Raw genomic sequence first — 25576 nt, forward strand, 5'->3', positions numbered from 1 at the left:
ACCGTTATGATCTGGCGCATATAACGAGGAGGTCGTGATGAACCAACCCAAGGCCGCCGGTCGCATTTGGCTCGATCAAGCGGGGCAGGGGTATGCCGGTTCGGGACGGATCGACCTGCTTGAGGCGATCGAGCGGGAGGGCTCGATTTCGGCGGCGGCCCGCGCTTTGGGCATGAGCTACAAGGGGGCCTGGGATGCCATCGACGCGATGAACAACCTCGCCCCCAATCCGTTGGTGGCGCGCAGCGTCGGAGGCAAACACGGCGGCGGCACCCGGATCACCGCCGAGGGCAGACGGTTGATCGAGGTCTTCCGGGTCTTGGAGAAGGAGCACGAAACCTTTGTCGCCCGGCTCGGTGCCGTGCTCCACGCCCCCGATGCGGGGCAGGTGTTGGGTTTGATGCGAAGGGTTCAGGTCATGCGAACGTCGGCACGCAATCAATGGTTGGGAACGGTGGAGCGGATCGACGAAGGGCCGGTAAGCGCTCTGGTCACGGTGCGGCTCAAGGGGGAAGACCGGATTCAGGCCACCGTCACCCGGGAATCGGCCCATGAGTTGGGCTTACAGCCGGGGGTCGAAGTGGTGGCGCTGCTCAAAGCCCCCTTCGTCATGCTCGCAGCCGCCGACGCCACCACCCCCAAGGTCAGCGCCGCCAACGGGTTGCGCGGCGTCGTCAGCCGGGTGGTGCCGGGGGCGGTCAACGTCGAGGTCACCCTGAATCTGGACGGGGGCAACACCCTGGTTTCGGTGGTCACCCGCGACGGCCTGGCCGCCACCGGACTCAAGGAGGGGGATCGGGCGCTGGCGCTGTTCGATCCGGGGTTTGTGATTTTGGGGTTGGGGGGCTGACCGCATAGGCATCGCGCCGAGGACGACGTTCCTACAAAACCGACGCGTTTAATTCTTGCGGTAGGAGCGCCGCCCTCGGCGCGATGCAACGAAGAACCGGTAGGAGCGCCGCCCTCGGCGCGATTCAGCGAGGAACCGGTAGGAGCGCCGCCCTCGGCGCGATGCAACGAAGAACCGGTAGGAGCGTCGCCCTCGGCGCGAGCTTTTCAAGCCTGCCGCCCTTAAGACCGGGCGATTTCTCAGGCAAAACACAAAACCCGCCAAAGCAATGAAGAGAGAGCTCATGAAACGCAGCCTTTTTCTATCCGTAACGCTTCTGCTCACCCCCGCCGCCCAGGCCGACACGGTCAATGCGGCGGTGGCGGCCAACTTCGCAGCCCCGTTTGCCGCCATCGCCTCAGCCTTTGAAAAGGCGACCGGCCACCATGTCGTCACCAGCTCCGGCTCCACCGGTAAGCTCGACGCTCAGATTCGCAACGGCGCCCCGTTCGAGATTTTTCTGGCCGCCGACAGAGAACGTCCCGACCTCTTGGTGGCCGACGGCCTGGCGGTGACCGGTACCAACGCCCCCTATGCCATCGGAAGACTCGCACTGTGGAGCCCCAACCTGCGCGTCGATTCGGCTGAGGCGCTCAAGCAACCCGGCATCCAGCACATCGCCATCGCCAACCCCAAAACCGCCCCCTACGGTGCAGCGGCGGTGCAGGCGTTGAGCAGGCCGGGGCTGCTCGAATCCCTGCAACCCAAGCTGGTCCAGGCCGAAAACATCGCTCAGACCTTGCAATTCACCGCCAGCGGCAACGCCGAGATCGGCTTCGTGGCGCTGTCGCAGCTCAAAGGGCCCAAAGCCCCCGCCGGCTCCAATTGGGTTGTCCCCGCCGATTGGCACGATCCCATCGTTCAGTCGCTGTGTTTACTCAAAATCGGGCAAGAAAACCCTGCCGCCAGGGCGCTGCTCGACTTCATCGGCTCGGCGCAGGCGACTGCGATCATCGCCTCGTTCGGTTACGACACTCCTGAGAAATAACGATGGAAACCCTCGCCACCCCCCTCGACTGGAGCCCTGTCTGGCTGACCCTGAAGCTGGCGTTGGTCACCACCGCAGTGCTTTTGCTCCTCGGCACCCCACTGGCCTGGTGGCTGGCCCGCACCCGCCAGCGGATGCGCCCGGTCATCGAGGCGCTGGTGGCGCTGCCCATCGTGTTGCCCCCTACGGTGCTGGGTTTTTATCTGATCGTGCTGCTCGGACCGCACGGTTGGGTGGGGGGCTTTTGGGAATCGTTGGGGGGGGCGAGGTTGGTCTTTTCGTTTCCCGGTTTGGTGATCGGCTCGGTGATTTACTCGCTTCCCTTTGCGGTGCAGCCGTTGACCCAGGCTTTCAAAACCCTGGGGGAGCGCCCGCTGGAGGTCGCCGCCACCCTGCGCGCCGCCCCCTGGGATCGCTTCCGCAGCGTGGTGCTGCCGCTGGCAAGACCGGGATTTCTCACCGCTACTGTGCTTGCTTTTGCCCACACCGTCGGGGAGTTCGGGGTGGTGTTGATGGTGGGGGGGAACATTCCCGGCAAGACCCAGGTGATCTCGATTGCCATCTACGACCATGTCGAGGCCATGGAGTACACCCAGGCCCACTGGCTTTCGGCGGGGATGATTCTCTTCTCATTCCTGATTTTGCTGACGCTGTACGCCTTCACCGGAAAGAGCGCCCCCGAGGTGCGGCCATGAGTATTCAAGGGGCGTTTGCCCTCGACCGGGGCAGCTTCAGCTTGCAGGTCGATTTCGATCTGCCGCTGCACGGGGTGACCGCCCTGTTCGGCCATTCGGGCTCGGGCAAAACCACCTGGCTACGCTGCATCGCCGGGCTGGAGCGGGGCCGGGGTTCGCTGCGGGTGGGGGATCAATGCTGGCAGGACGACGCCACCGGTTGTTTCGTCCCGGTCCACCGCCGCCCCATCGGCTATGTCTTTCAAGAGGCGAGTCTTTTTCCCCACCTGAGCGTGCGGGAAAACCTGCTCTACGGCTGGCGGCGGATCGTCCCCGACCAGCGTCGGGTGGCGCTGGATGAGGTGGTGGAATGGCTGGGGCTGGCCCCCCTGATCGATCGCAGCCCCGAGGGTTTGTCGGGGGGGGAAAGGCAGCGGGTCGCCATCGGGCGGGCGCTGCTGACCAGCCCACGTGTGCTGCTGATGGATGAACCGTTGGCGGCGCTCGATGCACGCGCCAAGGGGGAGATTCTTCCGTATTTAGAGGGGCTGCATCGGCGCTTGCAGATTCCGGTGCTCTACGTCAGCCACGCGGTGGAGGAGGTCGCCCGTTTGGCCGACCGGGTGATCCGTCTCGACGGCGGTCGGGTTGTTGACCAAGGGGGGATCGCCCAGGTCTTGACCCGGATGGGGCGCACCCTGACCCCCAACGGCGAAGAGGAGGGGGCGGTGATCGAGGCGCGAGTAACCGCACATGACGAGGCCCAAGGGCTGACCCGGTTGCAGTTTTGCGGCGGCGAGCTGCTGGCGCCATTGCTTGAGGTCGAGGAGGGGGCGCGGGTGCGGCTGTGGATCTCGGCCCGCGAGGTGAGCCTGGCCTTAAGTCCCCACACCGACACCTCGGTGCTCAATATTTTGGCGGCGACCATCGAGGGGAGCGAAACGGCGGGGCCGGGACGGATGCTGGTGCGGCTGCGCTGCGACGCCGTTCAAGGGGGGACAACCCTGCTGGCCCGGATCACCCGACTGTCGTGGGACAAACTCGGTTTGGCTTCGGGGCAACAGGTTTTTGCACAGATCAAGGGGGTGGGGCTGGCGCGGTGAGAGGCCGCACCGACCGGTCGCGGCGCGATGACGCACAGCTCCGTGGTATTGGGTGAGGCCACCGATGCGGGGGCTTGCCTGCCGCAGCGGACAAACAAAAGGCCCGGCAAATTGCTTTGCCGAGCCTGTTCGAAATCGAGATGTTGCCGTGCCAACCGTTATGGGGTTTCGAATATAGCGATCAGACCCAAGCCGAATCCCAGGTGGAGAAATCCTCCAACCGCCGTGCGACCTGACGCTTGATGGGACGCAGCATCATTTTGCGGGCGATGTGCAGCACCTCTTGGTCGGGCCGTAGGCGGCGGTTGTGGTGGGTGGCGTTCCAGATGGGGTCGATGGTGTCGAGTTGACTGCGGATCGCCTTGGCCGAGTGCTCCTTCAACCGCCAGACCAAGGCAGGAAGCAGAACGGGATCTTTGAGGGCGATCAGCCAGTGCCGCCGGTCGGGGAGCAGCACCCACGACAGCGAAATCACCTGACCGCTGTCGTGCAGTGCGCGCATCTCGCGCACCACGTGCCGGGCGGCCCACAGGTCGGCGAACAGCGGCTTGCGTTGCTGCGTTGCGGCGGTGATGAGGTAGACCGTGGGTTTCGATGGGGTGCTTGCTGCGGTGGGCTGGGTGTTCATCGTCGCCTCCCTGGTGTGCCTACAGACGATGCTGCGATGAGCCATCCTGGCCCAAAGACAAGGGGAGGGGAAGGGTGATTTAGGGACCTCAATTAGCAGTCCACATCAAGAAGTGTCTCCAATTAGCTGGAACCAAAAACGTTTATCAACACCCGCCATGTGATCGAATGAGGAAAAAAACATGAACATGTCCAGTAAGTTAACGCTCATGGCCGGAGTCGGTATGTTCCTGGTGACGCCGCGCACCGGTCTCGCCGATGAGATCCCCACTTACCCCTCGGTGAAGATGTTTGGCTACACCCAATTCACCGGCACCTTCGCCTCCGCCGCGACCCCCCACCAGTTCGGGTTTGACCGGGTACGTTTTGGGGCCAAGGGGAAGATCGAGGAGGGGATCGACTACCGGATGCTGGTTGAGATGCTCAAAACCGACCAACCGACCAAGGCCAACACCACCAACGAGGCGCTGCTCGACGCCCAACTTGCCTACACCTTTGCGCCCGCCGCCAAGGTCACGGTCGGACAGGGCAAAACCCCCTTCGGCATGGAATTCAACACCTCGGCGGCCAAACTCGACGTCATCGGCTTCGGCATGAGCGGCAACGTGGTGTTCGATCGCGGCCTGGGGGTGATGGTCTCGGGGCGCAAAATCGCCGGGGGTTTGGGCTACGACCTGGGGATTTACAACGCGGGCGGTCGGGGCGACGGGACCTCATACAGCGCCGGAACCTTGGGCAACGACGATTTGGTGGTGGGGCGTCTGCTCTTCGACCTAGAAAAAACCCTGCACGTCGAGGGGGGTGTCGGCCAGGCGACGGTGACCGGGGGCGGCACTTATTCGGCCTCGTATGCTGCCGTCAAAACGGCCTTCGACCCCATTGAAATCAAGGTCGAATGGGATCGGGGCGTTCAGGGAGGCCGGACCACCACGGTGATGTACGCCCAGGTGTTGGGGAAGGTCGCCGAGCAGGTCGAGGCGGTGGCCAAGTGGGAGCAAACCAAACGCAGCGGGACGGGGAGCGACCTGACCGCCACCAACACCACCCTGGCCTGCAACTTCGCCCTCGATCCCAGCCACGCCGACCGGGTTCGCATTCAGGCCGCCTACGTTTGGGTGGGGGGCGACGCCGCCAGCATCGGCAGCGTGGTGGGATTCAAAAAGGGGGTGAAGGACGATTTGTTCAAGGTGTTGGTGCAAGCGGGATTTTAAGCCGGATCGGTGCGCCCGTGACGTAGGGTGGATAAGCGCAGCGCATCCACCGGCAGGGGATCGCAAGCCCCGGTTGTCGCCAACGCAGCGCGGAACGGGTTTCGACGAAGCTGCGGGTGTGCTGCGAGGTGGTGGTGATGGTGGTGGTGGTGGATGCGCTGCGCTTATCCACCCTACGAATCACCCTACGAATCCACCGGCCAATCCATCCGACCGACGGGGTCGGTATCAAGGCACCATAAAGCCCCCCACAGGGCAACCCGTGGGGGGCTTTTTTCAAGCGGCGATCCCTTAACTGCGGCAACTGGGATGGGAGAGATAGGGCATGGCGCCAGTCAGCGCTTCGAGGAAGGCCGTGATGGGGGGATTATCAGGAAATCGCATGACTCCCATCGTTGGCAGATTCGCGCATCAAGCAAATGAGCAGCGCACTGGTTCAAATAAACCGCTTGAACCCATGTTCTTTCCCGGTCATTGGGCAAGCGCGTAGGGCGTCATTGCGGGCCGGAATCCGGACTACAATGCCGGTATAACATCCTGGTCCTCATCCCGAACCCGCTTCAGGGTCATGTTTTTCCGCCCCCCCGAGAGTCCCCATGTTCATTGCCGTTGCCGTCAACAAATCGGACCAAGTCGCCGGCCACATCGGCAAATGTCCCCACTGGGCGGTGTATGAGGTTGCCCTTGGTGAGGCGGGGGAGCCGACGGTGACGTTGTATGAGCGGATCGAGTTGCCCAAGGCGCTGATCTTCCACCATTACCAGGATGACCAGCCCCATCCGTTGCTCGACTGCGTGGCGGTGGTCGGGGGCAGCGCCGGGGAGAGTTTCCAGCGCAAGATGGCGGCACGGGGATTGGAGACGGTGTTGACCGCCGAGCCCGACCCCGCCAAGGCGGTGTTCGATTGGCTGCGCGACGAGGTGATCCCCGCCAAACCCAGGCCGGTAGGGGGGCTGATCTGCAAAATCCGCGACGCTCTGAATCCCTCTTAAACCGAAAGACCACATGCGCCCGTATCGCTCGGGGTGGGAGGGGTTGCCTCCTCCCACCCTTGCAAAACCTGCGATGCGGCGCAGGGGGCCGATGAACGTCGGCGCCCCCGAACCCCCTTAAACCGCCTCGACCAACCCCTTACCCGCCGCAGCCAGAAGATCCTCAACCGAGGCGTCGATCACCTCGATGCCCATCTTGGCGCAGAACCGCTTTTCTTTGTCGTTGGCCCCCGGAATCAGGGCGTAGCCGGTCGGGCTCCCCGCGCCGTAGACGATGTCGGACATCACCATCCGTTCGGTGTCGCGGTTGAGCCGCAATCCGATGAAGAGGTACTGCTTGTTTTTGCGGTATTCCTTCAAAAACGAGGGGATGGCGAAGCCGCCCATCAGCTCGGTGATGTAATCGACGTAGTCGGCATCCGAGGCAATGAAGGTCGGCTCGGGGGTTGGGGTTCCCAACGGTTTGAAGAGGATCGGCAGGGAGGGGTCAGCCTCGTCTTGGTTGATCTCGGTGTAGCCGCTGCCGTCGTAGTGGTAGATCTTGAAGCGGTAGTCCTTACCGCTCATCCGGGCGATGCCGACAATCAAGGTGTGGGGGGTGGCCTTGTAGCTCTCTTGCAGTTGGGTGTCGCGGTTGATGTCGACCACATAGTGGGGTTTAAGCTCGGCGAGCCAGTCGTGCATGGGGGCCCGGCTCCACGCGGTGTTGGCGTAGGTCTGCACCAAAAAGCGCTGAATGAAACTACGCCCCTTCTTGAGCTCTTGATTCATGGCGGCCCGAGCAAATTCGTACATCAGCTTGGGGGCCATCGGCTTGCCGCCGTTCATCGCCAGAATCAGGGAATCGGAATCGGCGGGGATCGGGGCGCCGGTCTCGGCGTTGACCGAGCCGTTGAGCGCTTGGGCGCCGAGAAAGGGGACCAGGGTGCCGTTTTGCAGGCGGGCGATCAGTTCTGAAAGCGTTGTATCGGACATGGCGCGCTCCTGACGAGTGAATGGATGCCAGGGGTAGCGCAAGAAGGGGGCCATGGAGGAAAGCCCGTCAATACGGGGATTATTCCCGAGTTCTTACGTCGGGATTGCCCCCTTTGTCGTAAAAACGACAGGCCGGGTGGGGCGCTCGGGGGGGCTCCGGGATTTCCCCCGTGGTTTTTACATCCGCAGCGCCGCCTGTTTCAGCTCGGCTTTGCGCGCCGTATCAATCGCCCGCCAGTCGCGCCCCGTCGCTGCCCCCTCCAACCCCCAGAGCAGGTTGAGGGTCGCCTTGGGTTGGCGCTCCTTCACCATGCGCCACACCGTCACCACCCCGGCGCGGCGCAGATCCTCCACCGTCGCAATTCCCACCTCGGCCAGCCAAGTGCGGCTGGTGGGTCCAATGTTCAGCATGGCCGTTTCCTTCTCGATGCAAGAACCCAAATGGGCGGATTTATCGCGCATTCTCAAGCCAGATCCGGCGTGGCACCATCCCTCGAACCATAGTCGACACACGAGGCAAACATGAGACAGAGGGCGCGGTGGTTTTGGCTGGTGTTGGGGCTGTTTGGCGCCGCCGGGGCGGTCCAGGCGGATGAGGTCGAACCCCTGGCACCCCCCTCCAAGCGGATTGCGCTGGTGATCGGCAACGACCAGTACCGCTCCGTGACCCCTCTGCGCAACGCAGTGGCCGACTCCACCGCCGTCGCCAAGGCGCTGCAAGAGGCCGGGTTTACCGTGACCTTGCAGCACAACGTCGACCTTTCCTCCGTCAAGCAGGCGCTGCGGCAATTCAAGACGGCTCTCGCCGAGGGGGATGAGGCGCTCTTTTTCTTCTCGGGCCACGGGGTGCAGCTGGGCGGCGCCAACTACCTGCTGCCGGTCGACATCGTCAGCGACAGCGAAGATCAGGTTCGGGACGACGCGCTGGCGTTGCAACGGGTGCTCGACGACATGAGCGAACGTAAGGTCCGCTTCGCCTTGGCCATCGTCGACGCCTGCCGCGACAACCCTTTCGCCACCCAGGGGCGTGGCGCGGGCGGCCCCAAAGGGCTGGCCGCTACCCGGGCCGACAACGGCCAGTTGATCCTCTTTTCGGCAGGTTCAGGCCAGCAGGCGCTCGACAACCTGGGGGAGGACGACCGCAATCCCAACGGGGTCTTCACCCGGGTGTTCATCCAAGAGATGAATCGCCCCGGCGTCGAGGTGCACCAGGTGCTGCACAACGTGCGCAGTCAGGTGGTGCAACTGGCCAAGTCGGTGGGCCACGACCAGATGCCCGCCCTCTACGATCAGATGCAGGGCGGTTTTTACTTCCACACCTTGCAAGCGGGGCAGGGGGGGGAGGATGCCCCCGCCGCGGTGAAGGCCGAGATTCAAGCCTGGCAGGCGATTCAAAACAGCACCGACCCCGCCGACTTTCGCCGCTACGTCGAGCGCTACCCCAATGGCGCTTTTGTCCCCCTGGCCCGCATCAAGGGGCGCACCCTGGTGATCGACAACCGGTTCGAGCCCAAGATCGACATCTACACCGTCGCGGAGGTCGAGTTTGCCCTGGTGGAGATCCCCGGCGGCAGCTTCGAGATGGGTTTCACCCAGCAGTACCGCAACGCCGAGCAGCCACGCCACACCGTGACCCTGCCCCCCTTCCAAATGATGCAAACCGAGGTCACCCAGCGGTTGTGGCAGGCGGTGATGGGGAGCAACCCCAGCAAGCATCAGGGCGACGACCTGCCGGTGGAGCAGGTCTCTTGGCAGATGGCCCAGAGTTTTGTCGCCAAGCTCAACCAGATGACCGGTCAACACTTCAGCCTGCCCAGCGAATCTCAGTGGGAGTACGCAGCCCGGGCCGGAACCATCACCGATGCGTTCTGGGGCTCGGCGTATCTGCCGGATGAGAAGATCGGCCGCTACGCCTGGTTCAGCTTCAACAACGACGACCAGACCCATCCGGTGGCCCAAAAGGAGCCCAACCCCTGGAAGCTCTACGATATGGCGGGCAACGTGTCCGAGTGGTGTCAGGATGCCTACCACGAGAGCTACAAAGAGAGCCGAGGCAGGGGGGGATTGGCCCCCGACGACGGCACCCCTTGGGAGGCTAAAGGTTTGGAAAACTACAAGGTGGTGCGGGGGGGATTCGCCCATTTCTTGTGGCCCGGGCGGGGAGATATGACCTCCAGTGGCCGCGCCATGTGGTACGACAACCAGTCCTCACCCCGCATCGGTTTGCGTTTGGTGTTGTTGCCGCAGGTGACGCCATGAAGCTGGGACGATGGGGGGTCGGCATCTGGCTGATGGTGCTTGTGGCGGCGTTGGGTCCGGTGGCATTTCAAGCCGAGGCGGCGGGCAAACGGGTGGCCCTGGTCATCGGCAACAACCTGTACCGCAGCATCGCCCCGCTGCGCAACGCGGTGGCCGATGCCGATGCGGTGGCCCAAGCGTTGGCGCGGGCGGGGTTCCAAGTGATGGCGCTGCACGACCTGGACCGGGCCGCCATGCTCAAGGCGGTGGGTGATTTCAAAGCGGGGGTGGCGCCGGGGGACGAGGCCCTCTTTTACTACTCGGGCCACGGGGTCCAGATGGGGGGGGTCAACTACCTGCTGCCGGTCGACATCGTCAGCGACAGCGCCGACCAGGTGAAGAACGACGCGCTGGGGCTGCAACAGCTCCTCGACGAAATGCGTCGGCAACAGGCCCGCTTCGCCCTGGCCATCATCGACGCCTGCCGCGACAACCCCTTTCAGGGTAAGGGGCGCAGCATGGGCGGCGGGCGGGGTTTGGCCGCCACCACCCCCCCCAGCGGGCAGATGATCCTCTTCTCGGCGGGGGCCGGTCAGGAGGCGCTCGACCGGCTGAGCGAACAGGACACCCATCCCCACGGCCTTTTTACCAGGGTGTTGCTCGATGAGATCGACAAGCCAGGGGTGGAGATCCACACCCTGCTCAGCGGTTTGCGCAACCGGGTGGCGGCGCTGGCCGAGGGGGTCCACCGCGATCAGATGCCGGCGCTGTTCGATCAGATGCAGGGCGACTTCTATTTTCATCCCCTCGCCGACGAAGCGGGCAGGTTGGGCCCCGATCTCGAATTCTGGAATAGGATCAAAAACAGCGACGATCCTCAGGGATATCGGCAATACCTCGACCGTTTCCCCACGGGGGCGTTTGCCTCGCTGGCCCGAGTGAAGGCGGCCCAAGGGGGGGGCGCCTCTGCCACCCACAGCCGTGGGCGCAGCTACATGGTGGGTCAGGTGGTCTTCGAAATGGTCCCGATTCCGGGGGGGCGCTTCATCATGGGCTCCGACCGGGACTTCCCCTACGAGCCCCACCCGGTCGAGCTAGCCCCCTTTCAGATGATGCGCACCGAGGTGACCCAGGGGTTGTGGGCGGCGGTGATGGGAGATAACCCCAGCCGGTTCAAGGGCAACAACCTCCCGGTTGAAAACGTCGATTGGCGTCAGGTGCAGACGTTTGTCACCAGACTGAACACCCTGACCGGCCTGAGTTTTCAGCTCCCCAGCGAGGCGCAGTGGGAGTTTGCCGCCCGGGCGGGCAGCGCCACCACTTGGTATTGGGGTAACGATGCGCGCCAGACCGGCGATTACGCCTGGTACCAAGACAACAGCGACGAAGCAACCCACCCGGTCGGTTTGAAAAAACCCAACCCTTGGGGGCTCTACGACATGAGCGGCAATGTGGCCGAGTGGTGCCTGGATGCCTACCACGAACGGTACCAAGGGGGGGTGTTCGGCGACGACGCTCCCAGCGACGGCAGCCCCTGGCTTAAGGATGGGTTCAAAGATTGGAAGGTGGTGCGGGGGGGCTCTTTCAGTGACAAGGATTCGTCCGGGCACCCCAATGCCATGACCTCCGCCGCTCGCGGCAGCGCTCCCCCTCAGTTCAAGAGGGAAAACCGGGGGTTTCGTTTGGTCTTAAGCGGCGAATGATTATTTTCAGGCCCCCACTGACGTGGGCTCCAGGGATGGATCGCATCGTCCGCCGCTTCATGGGCCAGGGCTTCATCGACCTGGTTTACGAGGCAAACGTTTTCGAGGCTTCGCCATGCTGCGATGGGTAGGAATGGTACTGGGGGTGGGTTGGGCGCTGTCGGCCCTGGCCGGAGATCTGCCCGACAACATGGGGCGGGGGGTTCAGGTATCGGCCGCGGGCCCCAAACGGGTCGCCCTGGTCATCGGCAACCACCACTACCAAACCCTGGAGTCGCTGCCGGTCGCCGGGGCCGACGCCGAGGCGCTGGCTCGACGGCTCGAAGAGACGGGGTTTGAGGTGCTGCGTCGCAACGACCTCGATACCGGCGCCATGAAAAAAGCGGTACGCCAATTCAAGGCAGCGCTGTCGCCCGGCGACGAGGCGATCTTCGCCTTCGCGGGGTACGGGGTGGCGGAGGAGGGGGTCGATTACCTGCTGCCGGTCGACATCGTCGGCGAGAGCATCGACCGAATACGCGACGATGCCCTGTCGCTGCAACGGGTGCTCGACGATCTGCAAGACAAACAGCCCCGTTTCGCCCTGGCCATCGTCGACACCTGCCGTGGCAACCCCTTTGTGGGGGGGGCGACCGGGCTGGGGCATGAACGGGGCATGGCGGCGATCAGTGCTGGCAACGGACAGATGATCCTGTTTTCGGCGGGGGTGGGTCAGGCGGCGCTGGAGCGCACCGGGACCGACGACGCAACGGCGCAAAGCCTGTTCGTGCGGGCGCTGGTCGAGGCGATGGGGCAACCGGGTGTGGAGATCCGCCCCCTGGTGCGCCAGGTGCGCGACCGGGTGGCGGCGTTGGCAGCGCAGTCGGGGGGGGAGCAATTCCCGGCGCTCTACGATCAGGCCCAGGGCGACTTCTTTTTTTATCCCCCGGCGGCGGGCAGCGCGGCGGGCGTCCCCCAAGGGGTGGGCCCTCTGGAGCAGGAGTTCTGGGATGCCATCGCTCAGAGCGACGACCCGGCCCTCTATCTGGCCTACCTCGAACAGTACCCCAATGGCTTTTATGCAGAGCAAGCGCGGCAGAAGGGGGGGGTGCAGACGATGCCCGCGCGGGAACAAGAGCCCCAGGTCAAGGGCGAGCGTTTCACCGTGCGCGGCATCCGTTTCGAGATGGTCGAGATTCCGGGGGGCAATTTTTTCATGGGGGGCGACGATCTGTGGGCCTCCTCAGAACAACAGCCACGCCACGAGGTCGCCCTGGCCCCCTTTCAAATCATGCAAACCGAGGTGACCCAAGCGCTGTGGCAGGCGGTGATGGGCTACAACGAACAGGAATACAAAGGGGACAACCTGCCGGTTTATCAGGTGACGTGGCGGGATGCTCAGCGCTTTGCCGACAAGCTCAGCCAGATGACCGGCAAGCGTTTTCGACTGCCCAGCGAGTCCCAGTGGGAGTACGCGGCGCGGGGGGGGACCACCTCGGTCTGGTTTTGGGGCGACGATGAAAGCCAAATGCCCCAATACGCCTGGATTCCTGAAAACAGCGACAAACAACCCCATCCAGTGGCGCAGAAACGTCCCAATCCCTGGGGGCTTTACGACATGACGGGCAACGCCTGGGAGTGGTGCCAGGATGTTTTCCACGAAGACTATCGGGGTGGGATGTTCAACCGTCGACCCGACGACGGCAGCGCCTGGGAGAGCGAGGGTGTGGAGGATGAACGGGTGATTCGCGGCGGGGCGTTCGATGCCATGTTCAATCTCGATTTTCGCTCCGACGCCCGCAGCGGCAGGGACCAGGGGCAACATTGGGCGGGGGTCAGGCTGGTGTGGATCCCCGGCGAGGGGGGGGAGTGATGGGGATGTTCCACCGCGCTGCCGCATCGGTGCGCCCGGCTCGGCGGGCTCTGTGGATCGGGATGTTGCTGTTGGGGCTGGGCTCCTCGGCTCTGGCCGACGATCTGGGTCGAGGGGTGCAGATCGCCGCCAGCGGTCCCAAACGGGTGGCGTTGGTGATCGGCAACGGCCTCTACGACCACCTGGATTCGCCCCCGAGCGCCGTGGCCGACGCCGAGACCATGGCCCAAGGGTTTGAGGCGGCCGGTTTCGAGACCACCTTGCGACTCGATCTGGACCTGTCGGCCCTCAAAAGGGTGGTCCGGCAGTTCAAGGCGAGACTGTCGCCGGGGGACGAGGCGCTGTTTTTCTTTGCCGGACATGGGGTGCAGCTGGAGGGGGCCAACTACCTGCTGCCCACCGACATCGTCGGCGACAGCGAAGAGCAGGTGATGGACGAGGCGCTGGCGTTGCAACGGGTGCTCGACGACCTGACGCAGCAACAGGTTCGGCTGTCGCTGGCCATCGTCGCCGCCTGCCGCGACAACCCTTTTGCCGCCAAGGGACGGGGGCTCGGCGGGGGGCGGGGGCTGGCTCCGGTGGGGGCCGCCAACGGCCAAATGATTGTCTTTGCCGCAGGTTCGGGGCAGCGGGCCCTCGACCGGGTGGGGGAGGGGGACGTCAACCCCAACAGCCTGTTCGTTCGGGTCTTCGCCGACGAGATGGCCCGTCCGGGGGTGGAGATCCGCCAACTGGTGCGCAACGTGCGCAGCCGGGTGGTGGCGGCGGCCAAGAGTGTCGGGGCCGAGCAGGTGCCCGCCTTTTACGACCAGATGGAGGGCGATTTCTACTTCCGCTTGGCCTCTTCAGAGGGGGAGACCACCCGCACCAACGCCGCAGCCCAACTTGAAATGGCGTTCTGGGCCTCCATCGAGCAGAGCGACGATCCGGCCTATTTTCAGGCCTACCTGAAGCAATACCCGGCCGGATCGTTCGTCGATCGAGCGCGAAAAATGGTGGCCCCCCAGGGGGGGGTGTCGCGGCTGCCGGTGGGAGAGAGGTGGGATCCCTATCGCTTTGTCGTGGGGGGGGCGGCGTTCGAGATGGTGCCGCTGGCGGGGGGCAGCTTTACCTTGGGCAATAAGGAGCTCGACCACGCCGATTTGGTCGCCCAGATCACCCTTCCCCCTTTTCAGATCATGCGCACCGAAGTGACTCAGGCCCTCTTCAAAGCGGTCATGGGCAATCAAGGCGATTGGCCCGTGGGGGACGAGTATCCGGTCCTCATGACCTGGGCAGGCGCCCAGACGTTTATCGCCAGACTCAACACCCTGACCGGCCAGCAATTCCGTATACCCAGCGAAGCGCAGTGGGAATATGCGGTTCGGGCCGGCACCGAAAGCCAGTGGTTTTGGGGCCGCAACGGTCAAGAGGGGGACGATTATGCCTGGTGGAGCCAGAACAGCGGCGGCGAGATCCACCCGGTGGCGCAGAAAAAGCCCAATCCCTGGGGGCTGTACGACATGAGCGGCAACGTGCGCGAGTGGTGCCAGGACACATTCCATTTTTCATACGATGGGATCCCCCCCGACGGTTCCCCGTGGGAGGTCGACGGCGAGCGGGGCACGAGGGTTGTCCGCGGGGGGGGCAATCGCAGTCCCTACATTTCGTATCTTGCCTCCAGTTGGCGCGAAGCTGGCGATATCTCGACCGGGGCCGGTCTGCGCCTGATTCGCATGGTGGTCGCCACCGATCCCGTGCGGTAAAGGCCGCCACAACACTCCCCCTCCCCTCGGGGGGGGCTCCCCTGCATTGGCTTTCCCCCGACAATTGTCACATTCGCGACATCCACGCCGCACGACAAACCACGCAATAACAAACACTTGAGAGGCTGGCACACCCCTGGCAATAGGTGAGGTCGTTCATCGTATAGACGACCAACCGCCGGAGGCGTCATGAAACCAAGCGACATCGCCGTACTGCTCGACGAACCGGCCTGCACCCATAACGCCAAGTCCAAATCGGGCTGCGCCAAACCCAAGCCAGGAGCCGCTGCAGGGGGCTGCGCCTTCGACGGCGCCCAGATTGCCCTGCTCCCCATCGCCGATGTGGCCCACATCGTCCACGGCCCCATCGCCTGCGCCGGATCTTCGTGGGACAACCGGGGGACCCGCTCGTCGGGGCCGACCCTCTACCGCTTGGGCATGACCACCGATCTGACCGAGCAGGACATCATCATGGGGCGGGGCGAAAAGCGGCTGTTCCATGCCATCAAACAGGCGGTGACCGAGCACAGCCCCGCCGCCGTCTTCGTTTACAACACCTGCGTTCCGGCCCTGGCGGGCGACGACGTCGATGCGGTTTGCAAGGCGGCCATCGAGGCCTTTGGGGTCCCGGTGGTCCCGGTCGACGCCGCCGGTTTTTATGGCACCAAAAACCTGGGCAACCGCATCGCGGGCGAGGCGATGGTGAAACACGTCATCGGCACCCGGGAGCCCGACCCGATCCCTCCCGCCAGCGAGCGTCCCGGCATCACCGTCCACACCGTCAACCTGGTGGGGGAATACAACATCGCCGGCGAGCTCTGGCATGTGCTGCCGCTGCTCGATGAATTGGGGATTCGGGTGCTGGCGACCCTGTCGGGCGACGCCCGTTTTGCCGAGGTGCAAACCATGCACCGGGCGCAGGTGAACATGATGGTCTGCTCCAAAGCGATGGTGAACGTCGCCCGCAAACTCCAGAAGAAATACGGCACCCCTTGGTTCGAGGGGAGCTTCTACGGCGTGGCCGACATGAGCCGGGCGCTGCGCGATTTTGCTCGCCTGATGGGGGACGACGACCTGAACGCCCGCACCGAGTCGGTCATCGCTCGGGAGGAGGCCCGCATCGACGCCCTGCTCCAACCCTGGCGCGAGCGTCTGACCGGCAAACGGGTGCTGCTCTACACCGGGGGAGTTAAGTCGTGGTCCATCGTTTCGGCCCTGCAAGACCTGGGGATGACGGTGGTCGCCACCGGCACCAAGAAGTCGACCGAGGAAGACAAAGCCCGCATCCGCGAACTGATGGGCGACGAGGCGCGGATGATCGACGACGGCAATCCCCGCGCCCTGCTCGACACCTACAGGGAGCTGGGGGCCGACATCATGATCGCAGGGGGGCGCAACATGTACACGGCGCTCAAAGCCCGCATTCCCTTCCTCGACATCAACCAAGAACGGGAATTTGGCTACGCCGGGTATACCGGCATGGTCGAGTTGGCCCGGCAATTGGCCCTGGCCCTAGAAAGCCCGGTGTGGGAGGCGGTTCGCCGTCCGGCGCCGTGGGACGCCCGAGGGGAGGTCTCCAATGGCTGAAATTCTCAAAAGAAACAAGGCGATGTCGGTTTCGCCTTTGAAATCGAGTCAACCGGTCGGCGCCGCGCTCGCCTTTCTGGGGCTGCACCACACCATCGCGATGATGCACGGCTCCCAGGGTTGCACCGCGTTCGCCAAGGTCTTTTTCGTGCGCCACTTTCGTGAGCCGATCCCGCTGCAAACCACCGCCATCGACCAGGTTTCCGCCGTCATGGGGGGGGACGATTCGGTGGTGCAGGGTTTGGCCACCATCGCGGGCAAATCCAAACCGGCCTTGATCGGGGTCATGACCACCGGGCTGACCGAAACCCAGGGTTCCGACCTGACCATCGCGGTGAAGGAATTCCGTACCAAACACCCCGAGTTCAACACGGTGCCGGTCGTCCCGGTCGCCACCCCCGATTTCAGCGGCTGCCTGGAGAGCGGCTATGCCGCCGCCGTCACCGCCATGATCGCGACCCTGGTCCCCGAGAGGGCTGAGGAGAGGCCCGGCAAGGGCCCCGGCACGAGAAAACGGCAGGTCAACATTCTGGCCGGATCGTGGCTGACCCCCGGCGACGTTGAGGCTCTGAAAGAGACGGTCGAGCTTTTTGGATTGCGTCCGGTGGTGCTTCCCGATTTGTCGGGCTCCCTCGACGGCCACCTCTTCGAGCGGGAGTTCACCCCCCTGACCGATGGCGGTTTGCCGGTCGACGAGATCGCCACCCTGGGCGAAGCGGCGGCGACGCTGGTGCTCGGCGCCTCGATGAACGGGGCCGCAGATTTGCTCAAGCGTCGCACCGGGGTGCCCGATCACCGTTTCGACACCCTGCTGGGACTCGACGCGAACGACAAGCTGATGACGGTGCTGGCCGCCATCGCCGACGGGCCGGTGCCCGAGCGGCTGCGCCGTCAGCGGGCGCAGTTGCAAGACGCCATGGTCGACACCCACTTCATGACCGGGATGCGCCGGGCCGCCATCGCCGCCGATCCCGATCTGCTCTACGTCTTGTCGGATTTGATTGTTTCGATGGGGGGGGAGGTGGTGGCCGCCGTCGCCCCAGCCCGTGCCCCCATTTTGGAGCGGCTCCCGGTCGCCCAAGTGAAGATCGGCGATTTGCAGGATTTAGAGGTGCTGGCCCGGGCCGGTCAGGCCGAGTTGGTGATTGGCAACAGCCATGCGGTGGGCAGCGGCGAACGGCTGGGGATTCCGGTGCTGCGGGCCGGATTCCCGCAATACGACTGGGTTGGCGGCTATCAAAAGGTTTGGATCGGCTACAAGGGGACCCGTGAGGCTCTGTTCGATCTGGCCAATCTGCTGCTGGGGGTCGATCACCACGCCATTGCGCCGTACCGCTCGATCTACGCGGTGCGGCCGGGGGAGGAGGGAAGCGGTGACTACGGTGCGGCGGTTCCACATCCTGAAGTCAGGCACTGAGGCGGTCATGAGCACCGGCATCTTGGTGGCTTTTGCCTCGGGCGATCTCAAACACGTCGATCAGCACTTCGGTTCGGCGACCGGTTTTGCCCTCTATCGGGTCACCCCCGACACGGCGTTGCTGGAGCAGGTCATCCAGTTCGACGAAGAGGTGCAGGACGGCAATGAGAACAAGCTGATCCCCAAGATCGCCGCCTTAAACGGCTGCGCGGCGGTCTACTGCCAGGCGGTGGGGGGGTCGGCGGTGCAGCAGTTGGTCAAGCTGGGGGTGCAGCCGGTCAAGGTCTCGCCGGGCGCTCCCATCGGCGAGTTGCTGCAAGACCTGCAAAACGAGATGGCCAGCGGCCCCTCGGCCTGGGTGGCGCGGGCGCTGAGCAAGGTCGAGAGCGACAACGGTCGGTTCAAAACGATGGCGGACGAGGGGTGGGAGGAATAGCCCAACCGCCACCGCTGATAGGTCGCATAGGTCCAATAAGCCCTATAAGACCTATGTGAAGGCGTCATTCCGGGGCGCCGCAGGCGAACCCGGAATCGACCCGAAGCCGGGGACGCATCAAGTGGAGACAACGAGGTTTTGGTGAATTGCGGTTTCCGCGATGCAGCCCCGTGTGGCATTGAGAACCAAGCATTACCCCGGACCAGAGCCGGTTCATCCCTACACGCGAGGATTTACAACATGAGCGATCTGAAACTGGCCGTGGCCGAGAACGACCCCATTCTTGAGAGCGATTTCATCAAGGAAATCATCAAGCAGATGCGGGCGGTCGACACCTACGGGATGTACGACAAATGGGGCGCGGCGCGGATCGTCGACCCCTACGTCATCACCCCCGAGCGCAAGAGCGAGATCCCGGTGGTGGGCGACCCCGACGAGTTCACCATCGCCCGGGTCAAGGCCTTCTACAACGCCATCGCCAACATGATCGAGAAGGAGTGCGGCCTGATGGCGGTCCCCATGATCAACCTGACCCACGAGGGTTTTGGTCGGGTGGTCATCACCGTCGGCAAGCTGGTGGCGATGGACAAGAACCTGCGCGATGTCCACCGCTTCGGTTTCCCCTCCCTTTCGAAGATGAAGGACGAGGCCGACAAGGTCCTCTCCATCGCCCTGCAACTGATCGGCGATCACAGCAAGGTCGCCGGGCTGTAAAGCCCAGCCTCCCCTGCCGACTGTAGGCGGGGAGGCGCAGCGCGATGTTGGAATTCCGTCTTTGGAGACTTCCCCCTTCACTGACGGAATCGGTCTGGACGCGGGGTGGCCGCCGGGGTTTTCCGGCGGGTGCCCCGGCTGGCGGCCCCGCGTCCGGGCCGTACTTGTGTTCCGGGTCTTTCTGGGGATCGCAACCGCCCTGTGGGGCGGCCCGCCCAGGGAACCCGCAAAGGTTTGGCGCTGCGCCTGATCGAGCCGCCCCTGCTGCTGAGCAGGCGTGGTTATGAGGAATAACGCGATGAACGACGAAGAACTAAAAGCGCTGCAAAAAGAGGTGCGTAAGAAAAAGCGGATCGCCAGCGAGTGGGCCAGCCAGCTCCACGATCTGGTCGAGGATCGCTTGCCCGCCGGATTCGAAGAGATTCCCGGCATTGCCCAGTCGACCTACGACGCCTGCCAGGATTGGGCCGAGGCCAACGCTCGGCTGATCGCGGCGGGCGGCGGCCAGTAAATCGAGCATCCACCCCATCCCACTTGCACGAGGGTTGAACACTATGAGCGACGTGATTACCGGTATTACCCGTGGCGGCAGCGCCTGGACCCCGCAATTCATCAAGGCTGTCGACCCTGAAAACTGCATCGGTTGCGGCCGCTGCTACAAGGTCTGCCCCCGCGACGTCTTCGACCTGGTCGAGAAATCCGAGCTGGTCGAGATGGACGACGACGATTTCGACGATGACGACAACGCCATGGTCATGGCGATTAAAGATGCACTGGACTGCATCGGCTGCCTGGCCTGCTCCAAGGTTTGCCCCAAAGAGTGCCACAGCCACGCCCCGGCGGCGGTTGGGGCCTAAGTCGTGGGTCGTGTGGTCGATGCGGCGGGGGCGTTTGGCAATCTGCCAGCCGGGGTTGCCGACGTGGTGGCCCAGGCCATCGCCCTGCGCGGCACCGAGCCCGACCGCGCCGAAATGCTGATGTGGAAGGCCCAGGCCGCCGATCCCACCAGCCTCGAAATGTACGTGGGGCTGGCCAAGTTCTACCTCCACGCCGGACGCCTCAAACAGTCCCGCATTGCCCTTGATCTGGGCTACGGCGAGGCGTCGCGGCAGGGACGGATTTCGGGCGATTGGCGCGATCTGACCGCAGAGGAGCTGCGTTTGGCTGGGGATGTGGGCCGCAAGGCGCTGCTCTTCATGAAGGGGCGGGCTTTCATTCGCCTTCGCCAAGGTCATGTGGAGGAGTCATGGGCGCTGCTCGACCGCTTGGCCGAGCTCGACCCCGACGATGGGGTGGGGGCCGAGACGATTCGGGCTTTGGCGCGGGCCTGCGGACCTGAAGAGGGGGAGCAGGCCGAGCGGCTTGGCCCGGAAGCAGGGCTACGCCAGGCGAGTTAAGGGTGTGGGGTAGGGGCGCGGGGAAGATCGACTCTGCCTTCGCCGTCGAAAAAACCGGCTACCACGAAACACACGAAACCACACGAAAAGTGCGGCGGAACCTATAAAGGCGTCATCCCGTGACGGCGCAGCCGGACCCGGAATCCAATTTGATCCTCGGGACGCCTTAGTTTTGTGGTTTGCGCGATTTTTGGAGGGACGTGCTCCGTCGTGGCCGCCTTTGAATTTAAGACCGAAAGGCGGACGAGACGCAGCGTTTCCCTCCAGGGGGCCGACGCTTCGTTCGGCCGGTAAACAAAAGCCCGCTACCCAAAGCAAGGCGACCATTGCCGCCCCGAAAAAATGCAATATTTGTTGGAGCGTCGTTTTTCCACCTGTCCTGAGCCTCCCGTTCATCCTGAGCCTGTCGAAGGACGAAGAACCCGGAGGAGCGAGGGGACTGAAAACCAGCAAGAGCGATCCCATGCCCGACACCCATCCCCCCCGCATCATCCTGGCCCACAAGCAATCGACCAGCGGGCGCGTGCGCTTTTTGTTGATGCCCCACACCGGGGTCTGCGGCGACGACCCGCTGCCCGGCGGTGCCGCCCTGCGCGACGAAGACGAGGCGCAGGCGCAGGCGGTGTTGCACCATCCGGCTGCCGTGGCCAAAGAGGCGGCCGAGAAGCTGGGGTTGGTCCCCGGCGACATCGCCCCCGAGGCGGGATTCCACGAGGTGGTCGACACCGCGACCGGGCCGCTGTCGCTCTTTCTCGGCCTCTTCACCGCCATCGACCCCCCCTTCGCCGCCGCCGAGGCGGTCGAGGCCTGTTTCATCCCCCTGACCGAAATCCGGATCCTCCCCCCCATGGAGCAGGAGCTGGCACGACGGGCCTACGTCCACCTGATGGAAGGTTAATAGCAGCCCCATGCCGATCCGCCCCGCCACCCCCGCCAACATCCACGACATGACCGTGCTGCTCGGCCTGCTCTTCGCCATCGAGCAGGACTTCGCCTTCGACCGCGACAAGCACAAACAGGGACTCAAAGCGCTGCTGGATCACCCCGAGCGGGCTCAGGCCTGGGTTGCGGTGTGGGGGGGGAAGGTGGTGGGGATGGTGACGGTGCAGACGGTGATCTCGTCCGCCGAGGGGGGGGAGGCGGGGCGCGTTGAAGATTTGGTGGTCGCACCAGCGCACCGGCGCAAGGGGCTGGCCGCCAAGCTGCTTAACGCCGCTGAGGACTGGTGCCGCAACCGCAACATCGCCCGCATCGAGCTGCTGGCCGACCTCGACAACGCCCCGGCGCTGAATTTTTACCGCCGCAGCGGCTGGCGGCAGACCAATCTTGGGGCGTGGCAGAAGCGGGTTTAGGGGTGGGTAGCTCCAAACTAAGGCACAAAAAAAGCCTCCGATCAGGAGGCTTTTTTTGTGCTCGATGTTTTCATCAATAGGGCGATTTTCTATGAAAAAATCACCCCATTATTTCTTCGAACGACTGGCCGCATCGCAGGCCTTGGTGGCCCATTGAATCAATGTTTCGGCCTCTTCTAATACCTCGGCTGGGGTCTCGTAAAAATTGAGTTTTCGGCTGCCATCTTTGCCGTAGGTGTACTGAACCATCCCTTTTTCGATGAAATCATCGACGTTGCCCGCATCGACCCTCAGCCAGAGCGACCCGTGTTTGATTTTGGCAAATGCGGCCCCGTTTCTCAGCAGCGCCGTCCCTCCGAATTGGTTGCTGGTTTCAAATGTTCCCATGCTGCTGAGTTGATCGAGCACAAAAGCTGTAAACTCTGAATCGACCGACATGTTGGACGCTCCATTAGATGAGAGGGCGTTCGAGCATAGATAATGGCTCGAATGGATTGGGCAGATAGAATCTAGCATCGCGGCGGCGTTCGTGTCGCGGTTCAGATTAGATTGGCGAATCAGATTGACGGGTCAGATCGGGGGCTCCCGCCCGATCCAAAAACGTATCGTTCGAGCCCACCGCCCTAAAGAGGGTAAACCCGATTCGGATCTAGGCGTCGCGGTTGGGGCCGTTTCATCAAAACGGTTTGCATTCCTGAACGATTGGATATCATCAGATGTATTGAAACATCTAGAGGTATCAATAGGAATAACCATGGGCCGAAAAAAGAATTACGACCGCGATGTGTTGATTCAAAAGGCGGTAGAAATATTTCGAGATCACGGTTTTGCCGGGACCTCGACGCAGATGCTCGTTGAAGGTCTTGGGGTGAACCGTTTTAGCCTGTACGCCGAATTTGGCAACAAACAGTTGCTGTTTGAGGCCGCGCTCGAACGTTACAATCACAAGGTTGTGCAGCGCAGTTTTAGCCCACTGGAAGGGGCTGATGCGGGTGTCGAAGAGATTCGTACGTTGCTTTCATTTTACGCATCGGCGGGCGAGGGTCCGGCAGCGGGTCGGGGTTGCCTGTTGTGCAATACAGCCGTTGAGTTCGGCCCGGTTGATCCCACCGGCGCCGGGTTGATCCACGGCTATTTCGAGCATATTTCTAAGGCCTATTTAGCAGCATTGAGCAACGCCCACCGAAAAGGTGAGCTGCGCAGTTCAGTTGCACTCAATGAAGAGGCCGACTTCTTTACCGCTTCGACCCTTGGATTGTTCGTTTTAATCAGAGCCAAGGCCGCCCCAAAAACCATCCAAAACGCCGCAAAAATAGCGATGGACCACCTTGAAGGGCTCCGCGCTTCAAGCGATTAAGCGCTCGACCCACCCCCCCCCAGGGTTTCGGTCCTTGTCATGCCCGCCGCCACCAAGCTTTTGATCCTTGCCCGGCCCTTGCCCAGCCCTTGCCCAGCCCTTGCCCAGCCCTCAACGGGGACCCCGAACGGTATTCGAGGTCCCCACAAGGATGCCCTGCTGATCGGCTCAAACTAAGGTTACATATTCCGGGTGACCAAAATGTTCATCGCCGAAAAGCCCTTGTCGCGCATGGGGATGAGCGCGGTGTATTGCTCGGATGCGAACATCGTGGTGATCGCCTCGACCGAGTCGAAGTCCATCACCATGGCCATGCCGCTAGGGGTGCCGTGAAGGACGTTTTCGACCTTCAAGCGTTTCACCAGCTTACCGCCAGCGCCCAAGAGCAACGGCATCACCCCCTGCAGGTAGCCTTGAATCGATTCCATCTCGTTGGGGTTCGGGGTCCCGGTGACCACCAGGGTTGCGCTCTCGCTCATGGCTATCCTCATTAAGTTGTTATGATTTAAAACTAACCGGTCAGTTAGTTAACGCGGGGTTTGTATCGAGAAGCGGTGGATGCGTCAAGGGGGAACTGCGACGGTGCCGCGGGTGACCGCGCCCGACGAGGGGGGGGCGGGCGGGGCTGATCGAGGATGGGTTGCCGTGCCCGCCGCATTGCCCGCATCGCTAGCGGCTGGCCGACCTCGACAACGCCCCGGCGTTGAATTTTTACCGCCGCAATGGCTGGCGGCAGACCAACCTGGGGGCGTGGCAGAAGCGGGTGTAGGGGGTGGGTTTTTTAGCAGTGGAAGACGAAGGGCCTCCCGTGGGGAGGCCTTTTTTGTGGTTGTGGATTGCGGGTTTGGGTGGTGCGTGGCATAAGGTCTGGGCAGCGTCGGCGGGAGGTCGAAGGGATTGTGCAACATCGTTTCTGTAAAAAGCCCTGGTCTCTTCTATTCGGCAGCCGGGATCAGATTTTGAAGTTCAGGTAGATTTTGCCGGCCATCCACTCCTCGTCGAATTCGGCGAGGAGTGCGCTGACCAGGCGTAGGCACGCGTCTGGATTGGGGAAGATAGAGGCGACGCGAGTTCGGCGTTTAAGCTCCCGATTGATGCGTTCCAGTCCATTGGTGGTGCGTATCCTGACTCTGTGGTGAGCCGGGAAGTCGAATGCAGCCAGCCCCTCCGGTAGGTTTTCCTCGGCCCATGCCGCCAGCTTGGGGGCCTCCTTGTGCCACTGTTCGACGGCTTGCTCCAGCAGACGCTGCGCCTCGTCCTTGTCGGGGGCGTTGAAGATGGCGCGGATGCGCTGGGCGACGGCCGGGCGCTGTTCGAGACGGGCCACGTAGCCCACCGCGTTCTGTTGAAGGTGGAACTGGCAGCGTTGCCAGGGGACGCTGGGGAAGACGGCACGCCGGGCCGCCTTGAGGCCAGTGTGGCTGTCGGCCACGATGAGTTTCACCCCACACAAACCCCGGCGTACCAGGGAGTCGAGGAAGCCGCGCCAATGAATCTCGGCCTCGGAAAGCTCCACCGAAACCCCCAGCACCCGGCGATGCCCCTCGGCGGTGACGCCCACCGCGACCAAGACCGCGCAATCGACGATCTGCCCCTCGGTACGCACCCGTTCATAACGGGCATCGAGAAACACGTAGGGGGTTGGCCCCAAAGGGCGCTGGCGCCAAGCGGCGAGCCCCTCGTCGAGAGTCTTGGCGGCCCGGCTGACCTGCGTCGAGGAGATCGCCACCTGCGGTCCCACCAGTTTCTGCAACACCGTGACGACCTTTCGGGTCGAGACCCCTTGGACGTACATCTCGGCCAAGGCAAGGTTCACGGCCCGTTCGGTACGAGACCCTTTTTCCAGGGCGCTGGGGTAAAAGCTGCTGTCGCGCACCTGGGGTACCTCGACGGTGATCTCACCAAGACGGGTCGTCATGGTTTTGGGTTTGAAGCCGTTGGCATAGCCTAGGCGCTCGCTGGTACGTTCGTAGGGGTTGGCGCCCAAATGTTGCGCCCGTTCGATCTTGCAAGCCTCGTTGATCAGAATTCGAAGCGCCTCTCCGGCGCCATCCAGGCCCTGATTCAACAACGCCGAAAAAGCCCCCTCCAAGGGGTGGCTGGGGTCTACGTGTACGGCCATGACGTTTCTCCTTCAAGGGTGAGTGAAAAGCGGCATCAAAGAAGAACCTAAGACCCCGGCCAACAGGGAAGGCAGAAATTACAGAATGAAGGTTGCACTAACCGCCAATCATGCCCCCTCGGTCTTAACAAAACCTACTGTCCAGTTTTTGGGGTCCACTTCACGTTATTTGAGCGGGCGTTGCTTGGAAAGGGTAG

Annotated in this window: 27 protein-coding genes; 21 read left to right on the top strand and 6 right to left on the bottom strand. The window is 63.2% G+C overall.

What is annotated here, in order from left to right:
- The first annotated feature begins 37 nt into the window (after positions 1–37).
- From AUJ55_13140 to AUJ55_13155, 4 genes are all read left to right on the top strand, one after another.
- Positions 38–850 carry a hypothetical protein gene (locus AUJ55_13140; protein OIO53750.1) on the top strand — a complete coding sequence of 271 codons (813 nt, stop codon included), beginning with the start codon at positions 38–40 and terminating at the stop codon, positions 848–850.
- A gap of 268 nt (positions 851–1118) precedes the next feature.
- Complete coding sequence (locus AUJ55_13145; GenBank protein OIO53751.1) at positions 1119–1877, top strand: molybdate ABC transporter substrate-binding protein; 759 nt, start codon at positions 1119–1121, stop codon at positions 1875–1877.
- A 2-nt stretch (positions 1878–1879) separates the two neighbouring features.
- Positions 1880–2572, top strand: coding sequence for a molybdenum ABC transporter permease subunit (locus AUJ55_13150; GenBank protein OIO53752.1), 693 nt, complete (start codon positions 1880–1882; stop codon positions 2570–2572).
- Positions 2569–3654, top strand: coding sequence for a molybdenum ABC transporter ATP-binding protein (locus AUJ55_13155; GenBank protein OIO53753.1), 1086 nt, complete (start codon positions 2569–2571; stop codon positions 3652–3654). Before AUJ55_13150 ends, AUJ55_13155 begins: the two co-directional genes overlap by 4 nt.
- A 181-nt stretch (positions 3655–3835) precedes the next feature.
- Here AUJ55_13155 and AUJ55_13160 read toward each other — a convergent pair whose 3' ends face one another.
- On the bottom strand, positions 3836–4282 hold the full coding sequence (locus tag AUJ55_13160; protein ID OIO53754.1) for a hypothetical protein: 447 nt from the start codon (positions 4280–4282) through the stop codon (positions 3836–3838).
- A gap of 223 nt (positions 4283–4505) precedes the next feature.
- Here AUJ55_13160 and AUJ55_13165 point away from each other — a divergent pair, with 223 nt between their 5' ends.
- Together AUJ55_13165 and AUJ55_13170 are read left to right on the top strand one after the other, a co-directional pair.
- Positions 4506–5492 carry a hypothetical protein gene (locus AUJ55_13165; protein ID OIO53755.1) on the top strand — a complete coding sequence of 329 codons (987 nt, stop codon included), beginning with the start codon at positions 4506–4508 and terminating at the stop codon, positions 5490–5492.
- Positions 5493–6088: 596 nt separating this feature from the next.
- Positions 6089–6484, top strand: coding sequence for a hypothetical protein (locus AUJ55_13170; GenBank protein ID OIO53756.1), 396 nt, complete (start codon positions 6089–6091; stop codon positions 6482–6484).
- A gap of 117 nt (positions 6485–6601) precedes the next feature.
- Here AUJ55_13170 and AUJ55_13175 read toward each other — a convergent pair whose 3' ends face one another.
- Both AUJ55_13175 and AUJ55_13180 read right to left on the bottom strand, forming a co-directional pair.
- On the bottom strand, positions 6602–7459 hold the full coding sequence (locus tag AUJ55_13175; GenBank protein OIO53757.1) for an SIR2 family protein: 858 nt from the start codon (positions 7457–7459) through the stop codon (positions 6602–6604).
- 177 nt (positions 7460–7636) lie between these two features.
- Entirely contained in the window at positions 7637–7921 is a 285-nt protein-coding gene (locus AUJ55_13180; GenBank protein ID OIO53758.1) for a hypothetical protein, read from the bottom strand.
- A gap of 60 nt (positions 7922–7981) precedes the next feature.
- Between AUJ55_13180 and AUJ55_13185 the strand changes: the two genes are divergently transcribed.
- The 14 genes from AUJ55_13185 (at position 7982) to AUJ55_13250 (ending at position 21900) form a co-directional block, all read left to right on the top strand.
- Positions 7982–9718 (top strand): hypothetical protein, encoded by a 1737-nt coding sequence (locus AUJ55_13185; GenBank protein ID OIO53759.1) that lies wholly within the window; start codon positions 7982–7984, stop codon positions 9716–9718.
- Positions 9715–11400 carry a hypothetical protein gene (locus AUJ55_13190; GenBank protein ID OIO53760.1) on the top strand — a complete coding sequence of 562 codons (1686 nt, stop codon included), beginning with the start codon at positions 9715–9717 and terminating at the stop codon, positions 11398–11400. Before AUJ55_13185 ends, AUJ55_13190 begins: the two co-directional genes overlap by 4 nt.
- A 133-nt stretch (positions 11401–11533) precedes the next feature.
- Positions 11534–13252, top strand: a complete 1719-nt coding sequence (locus AUJ55_13195) for a hypothetical protein (protein ID OIO53761.1) — start codon at positions 11534–11536, stop codon at positions 13250–13252.
- On the top strand, positions 13252–14997 hold the full coding sequence (locus tag AUJ55_13200) for a hypothetical protein (protein OIO53762.1): 1746 nt from the start codon (positions 13252–13254) through the stop codon (positions 14995–14997). Before AUJ55_13195 ends, AUJ55_13200 begins: the two co-directional genes overlap by 1 nt.
- 189 nt (positions 14998–15186) lie before the next feature.
- The gene (locus tag AUJ55_13205; GenBank protein OIO53763.1) at positions 15187–16584 is read left to right on the top strand and encodes a nitrogenase iron-molybdenum cofactor biosynthesis protein NifE; all 1398 of its coding nucleotides are present in this window, start codon (positions 15187–15189) and stop codon (positions 16582–16584) included.
- On the top strand, positions 16577–18001 hold the full coding sequence (locus AUJ55_13210; GenBank protein OIO53764.1) for a nitrogenase iron-molybdenum cofactor biosynthesis protein NifN: 1425 nt from the start codon (positions 16577–16579) through the stop codon (positions 17999–18001). Before AUJ55_13205 ends, AUJ55_13210 begins: the two co-directional genes overlap by 8 nt.
- Positions 18002–18008: 7 nt before the next feature.
- Positions 18009–18437, top strand: coding sequence for a nitrogen fixation protein NifX (locus tag AUJ55_13215; GenBank protein OIO53765.1), 429 nt, complete (start codon positions 18009–18011; stop codon positions 18435–18437).
- 240 nt (positions 18438–18677) lie between these two features.
- Positions 18678–19151, top strand: a complete 474-nt coding sequence (locus AUJ55_13220) for a hypothetical protein (GenBank protein ID OIO53766.1) — start codon at positions 18678–18680, stop codon at positions 19149–19151.
- A gap of 105 nt (positions 19152–19256) precedes the next feature.
- Complete coding sequence (locus AUJ55_13225) at positions 19257–19445, top strand: hypothetical protein (GenBank protein ID OIO53767.1); 189 nt, start codon at positions 19257–19259, stop codon at positions 19443–19445.
- A gap of 4 nt (positions 19446–19449) precedes the next feature.
- Positions 19450–19662: a hypothetical protein gene (locus AUJ55_13230; protein ID OIO53768.1), complete on the top strand. Its 213-nt coding sequence runs from the start codon at positions 19450–19452 to the stop codon at positions 19660–19662.
- Between the two features lie 43 nt (positions 19663–19705).
- Positions 19706–20008 carry a ferredoxin III, nif-specific gene (locus AUJ55_13235; protein OIO53769.1) on the top strand — a complete coding sequence of 101 codons (303 nt, stop codon included), beginning with the start codon at positions 19706–19708 and terminating at the stop codon, positions 20006–20008.
- A 3-nt stretch (positions 20009–20011) separates the two neighbouring features.
- A complete protein-coding gene (locus tag AUJ55_13240; GenBank protein ID OIO53770.1) occupies positions 20012–20548 on the top strand; it encodes a hypothetical protein in 537 nt (178 codons plus the stop codon).
- A gap of 463 nt (positions 20549–21011) precedes the next feature.
- Positions 21012–21446 (top strand): hypothetical protein, encoded by a 435-nt coding sequence (locus AUJ55_13245; GenBank protein OIO53771.1) that lies wholly within the window; start codon positions 21012–21014, stop codon positions 21444–21446.
- A 10-nt stretch (positions 21447–21456) separates the two neighbouring features.
- On the top strand, positions 21457–21900 hold the full coding sequence (locus tag AUJ55_13250; protein OIO53772.1) for a hypothetical protein: 444 nt from the start codon (positions 21457–21459) through the stop codon (positions 21898–21900).
- Between the two features lie 108 nt (positions 21901–22008).
- Here AUJ55_13250 and AUJ55_13255 read toward each other — a convergent pair whose 3' ends face one another.
- Positions 22009–22338: a hypothetical protein gene (locus AUJ55_13255; protein ID OIO53773.1), complete on the bottom strand. Its 330-nt coding sequence runs from the start codon at positions 22336–22338 to the stop codon at positions 22009–22011.
- A gap of 316 nt (positions 22339–22654) precedes the next feature.
- On the opposite strand from AUJ55_13255, the gene AUJ55_13260 reads away from it, so the two are divergent.
- Entirely contained in the window at positions 22655–23257 is a 603-nt protein-coding gene (locus tag AUJ55_13260; protein OIO53774.1) for a hypothetical protein, read from the top strand.
- Positions 23258–23436: 179 nt separating this feature from the next.
- Here the strand turns inward: AUJ55_13260 and AUJ55_13265 are convergent, their stop codons facing one another.
- On the bottom strand, positions 23437–23736 hold the full coding sequence (locus AUJ55_13265) for a hypothetical protein (GenBank protein ID OIO53775.1): 300 nt from the start codon (positions 23734–23736) through the stop codon (positions 23437–23439).
- Between the two features lie 473 nt (positions 23737–24209).
- Positions 24210–25379 (bottom strand): IS256 family transposase, encoded by a 1170-nt coding sequence (locus tag AUJ55_13270; protein ID OIO53776.1) that lies wholly within the window; start codon positions 25377–25379, stop codon positions 24210–24212.
- Between the last annotated feature and the right edge of the window lie 197 nt (positions 25380–25576).

It is taken from the genome of Proteobacteria bacterium CG1_02_64_396, from assembly GCA_001872725.1.
Classification (GTDB): Bacteria; Pseudomonadota; MNWR01; order CG1-02-64-396; family CG1-02-64-396; genus CG1-02-64-396.